Genomic DNA, 3,705 nt, shown 5'->3' on the forward strand with positions numbered 1-3,705 from the left:
CGTATTGCTTTTGAGCTAACATTCTGATCTCAAATAGATTAAGTACAAGTTTTTGTCGCTAAACGTACAAAACCTACTGCCAAAGAAATGTTAGTCAGCAAAAAAAAGTCCCAAAGGAAGCATTGCTATCATCATGCCACACAAACCTAGTAAGGAATTTACGCCTGAAACCTGATTTTATTATTTTCTTTTATTAAAAGCAAAAAAAAGCTAAAAATAATAGCAAAAAGTGTGACAAAAAATAATGATTGTTTTGATTAACGAAGATAAGTTTTGCATTAAAGGAGTGGTCGGTTTTTTTGTATTTTTTAGCTTCTTGGGAAACTTTTCAACAGCCATATCACTTCCTACAGCTACAATTTCGGCATAACTTTGACCTGATACCACGTAGCTACCAGAGTATAAAAATCATTTTCTTTTTTGATAACTATTCTTAGGATTCACCAGTTAAAAGTGATTCGTTAACTTCTAAAACAATTCGATTTTAACTTGGCATCAGCTGCAATTTGTTCTCCTTGCTTCCAAAAATAAAAGATCTCCCAAAAATCCAAATCAGAAGAAAACCTTTTCTTTTTGACTATTTATTACTTGAGAATGGTTTTTTATCAACAAAGATACTTTGTCAAGAGTTAGTTTTAGCTTTAATTTCTTGAATAACACTAATAAAAACATTGGTTAAAGAAACTACTAAAAAAATAAATGTTCATATTGTTCTATGAAAATAATGATTAATGCTACAATTAAAATCAACAAATTAAGATAATTAAATAAATTACTAAATAAGATATCTTTAATACTTTTAGAATTTTTATAGTTAGAAACATTAACTTGACCCGCAGTTTTTTTTTTGTTCTACTTGCTTGTTAGTTAGTCCTGTAAAGTTTTGTTTTGTTGCGATATTGGGATTATTTAAAGATTCATTCATGCACAACCACCACACTTTTCTTAAATGATATCGGTATTTTTTTTATAAATTAATGGGTATTGGTAATAATTTTTGAAAGCCAAACTAAGAGTTTTTTCTTGTGTATTTTTAGATAAAAACAAAAAATCAATTCTTCCGCGGTCGTTGACCTTGGTGCATTTAACTGAAACTGTTTCACCTATTTTTAAAACATCGGTGATTTTTTGAAATTTCATTTGATTAACGTGGATAAGTCCTTCGATTCCTTGGACAAACTTGTGCCCACAGCTCCAATCATTTTTCCTGTTTGTCACTTAAAAACGCAAAATAGAGGCTTGATAACAAGTGCCTATTTGAATTTCTTGGATTAAACTTTCAATAAAAGCGACTGTTTTTTTGACTGTTTCTAAGTTGGAATGCATTAAAAAACGCGTCCGTCTTTTGTTCAATATCGATTTTTACACCATCATGAGATTCAATAATTTGATTGATAATTTTGCCACCACTTCCAATATATCACGAATTTTTTCTGGTTTGATTTGCATCATACAAACTTTAGGCGCGTACTTTAAACGAGAACTTCTAAACGAGGTTGAGAAATTGTTTGGCTCATGTGTTCTAAAATATGAAGGCGTCCTTTTTGAAGCGCTTGCAAAAGCTTCTTGCAAAATTTTAAAAGGGATTCCTTGAATTTTAAGATCCATTTGTAAAGCAGTAATTCCTTTATTGGTGCCTGCGATTTTTAAATCCATGTCTCCAACGTGGTCTTCTAAACCTTGATATCGCTTAAAATAACGTATTTATTCATAATTTGTAGTCAACTAATCCTACTGACATTCCTGCAACTGCTTTTTTAAAAGAACTACAATTACCATTAATGTATGAAATGGCCTAAACAGTGGCATGAAGAGCCGTTAGATTAAATTTCAAAATTACTCTATGATGTGAAGTCTTTTCTTCGGGCAAGAAGCAAGAGATATGGCTTTTTCGCAAGAGTGCCGTGTCCGATTTCTCGTCTACTAGGGGCAGTATAACGACCAACTGAACCAACTGGAGAAAGTTGTAATGAAGCTATAAAACTAATTTATTTTGTTCGTCGCTTAGACACGTCAATAAATTTTGCTTTCTGATAAACATCCTACCGGGTCACTGCAGCAAGGCTTTGGGTTTGTCCCTCTAGTAAACAAAGCAGAACCATGGAAGCGCGGGGAGCAACAAATCAATTTGAGATTCAAAGTGATTCTTGTTCTTCTAATCCTCTTTTATCTGAACTTTATTTTTTCTTGCAAAATTAAAGAACGTGTTTCTTGTTTGGATAATTTTTGAAATAGGGTTTCTGTTGTTTGTAAATGTTTTTTGTGGGCTTCGTAATCAAAAACAGTGGTAGTGTCAATAGTTTTGAAAAAAGGAGTTTGTTTGGCATTGATCTAGGATTTGTTCTTTTAATTGCTGTAAATTCGTTTTGCTGTTGCAACTTAAAATAGCTTGTTTTAACTTGGGATTGGTGTTTGCAAAAAAAGGCTTTGTTGTTGGGTTTGTTCGGTTTGGTTCAAGGTGTTTGTTATTTTGAGTGCAAATTGTTGCTTGATATTTTCTTGAAATAAGCACAGTTTTTAATATATTGGTGAGCAAAAATTAATGGCTTCTAAAAAGTCTTGTTCGCTAACTTCATTGGCGTGTGCTTCTATCATAGTAACGTTGTGTTTGGTACCTGCAACCATCAAATGTAGGTAGAATTGACAAGTTGTTACCAAAGTGGGATTGATGATAAACTTGTCGTTGATTTTTCCTACATAAACTCCGAAATAGCTTCAAAAGGGATTTCAGAAATCAATAGAAAGAGAGCTTCCAAGCATGGAGGCAAGCTCGCTTTTAAAATCAGGGTCTAGGCTTAAAACTGTGGCTTAATTACTTGCACTTCTTGTTGAAAATAATCAGGGAATAGGGCGTAAAGAACGGTCGATGAGGCGTGAAGTGAGGATTTCATGTGATCGTTGGAAACGTCCTTCGGCGTGAAAAACTGCCAGAATTTTTTCCAGCAGCATATAATTTTTCTTGATAAATAACAGTAAGAGGTAAAAATCAAGATTATTGGGTTTATGACTAAAAACAGTAGTTGTAAGAACCACTGTATCTTGGTAGCGTACTAAAATGGAAGCATCAACGTTTCTGGCGTAAGTTCCTATTCTGACTTGAAAAGAATTCTTTTTTAAATTAGTAGTTTCAAAAACTTTTTTAACATGAAGATACTCCTTTAAGTAACTGGGTTGGGGGGGAATTTGATGTGATAAAAAAATATATAAAAATAAAAAAAGCTAGATTTTGAATTGATTTCAACAAACTAGCTTAATAATTAGATAATTATTTTAATTTTAAGTGATATTTATAAAAAATCAATTTAAAATTATTTTCTTAAAAAAGAGAATTTTTGTTAAAAAAAATAAGCCAATCATTGATTGTAAAATTGACTTAATAAATTAGAAAAATACTAATTTAAAAAATGTGGGTTTCAAGGAAAAAAGAAAACACAACAAAGATGGCGCCCACGCTAGGACTCGAACCTAGACCCTCTGATTAACAGTCAGATGCTCTAACCAACTGAGCTACGTAGGCAGTTTTTGGTAGAGGATGAGGGACTTGAACCCCCGACATTCTGCTTGTAAGGCAGACGCTCTCCCAACTGAGCTAATCCTCTTTTTATTCTTTTTTATAAAACAAACCTTGGCACTCCCTATCTTCGCTCAATAAAGAACTATTGTCAGTACTAAGGACTTAACAGCAATGCAACTGGAACGAAGGCT

Annotated in this window: 1 protein-coding gene, 2 tRNA genes and 2 pseudogenes; all 5 read right to left on the reverse strand. The window is 32.7% G+C overall.

Translation table 11 applies throughout. The features are described from left to right. Positions 1-1,017: 1,017 nt before the first annotated feature. A pseudogene (locus ACEW7V_RS02215) lies at positions 1,018-1,762 on the reverse strand (KH domain-containing protein); the annotation flags it as partial. Between the two features lie 755 nt (positions 1,763-2,517). Continuing rightward, positions 2,518-2,694 (reverse strand): annotated as a pseudogene (locus tag ACEW7V_RS02220) (hypothetical protein); the annotation flags it as partial. Between the two features lie 144 nt (positions 2,695-2,838). Then, complete coding sequence (locus ACEW7V_RS02225; RefSeq protein WP_374695762.1) at positions 2,839-3,201, reverse strand: hypothetical protein; 363 nt, start codon at positions 3,199-3,201, stop codon at positions 2,839-2,841. A gap of 240 nt (positions 3,202-3,441) precedes the next feature. Further along, positions 3,442-3,517: transfer RNA gene (locus tag ACEW7V_RS02230), tRNA-Asn, on the reverse strand. A 6-nt stretch (positions 3,518-3,523) separates the two neighbouring features. Then, positions 3,524-3,599: transfer RNA gene (locus ACEW7V_RS02235), tRNA-Val, on the reverse strand. Between the last annotated feature and the right edge of the window lie 106 nt (positions 3,600-3,705).

This window comes from Areca yellow leaf disease phytoplasma (genome assembly GCF_041920595.1).